This window comes from Neisseria sp. HMSC073G10, assembly GCF_001812605.1.
GTDB classification, from domain to species: domain Bacteria; phylum Pseudomonadota; class Gammaproteobacteria; order Burkholderiales; family Neisseriaceae; genus Neisseria; species Neisseria subflava_A.
Genome location: NZ_KV809509.1, coordinates 1 through 298 on the forward strand (window position 1 = coordinate 1; position 298 = coordinate 298).

Annotated in this window: 1 protein-coding gene; it reads right to left on the reverse strand. The window is 53.0% G+C overall.

Features of this window, described 5'->3' with window-relative positions:
- Nucleotides 1–298: hemagglutinin repeat-containing protein (locus HMPREF2865_RS03950; protein WP_210399348.1), on the reverse strand; the 298-nt coding region annotated here is incomplete at both ends.

Sequence of the window (298 nt, forward strand, 5' to 3'; positions counted from 1 at the left end):
GAGGCATGGTCTGCTTTGACTTTGCTTTGGCTGTAACTGCCGCTTGCACTGAATCCGTAACCGACGGTAACTTGGACATTGCCGTTTTGCTGTTTGCTCTGATAGGTTTCTGTGTCTTGAACGCTTTCTATATGCAGGTTGTGCGTATCTGCCTGTACGCCTTTGCCGATAAGCTGCGCACCTTTGAGGGGGGTATCCCCGCCGCTTCGGATAATCGTTTTGCCGGCCGTGCTGCCGACATGGGTGTGGCGGCGGGTTGCTTTTGTCTGATTGCTGTGGTGGCTTGTTGAAAGAAAGG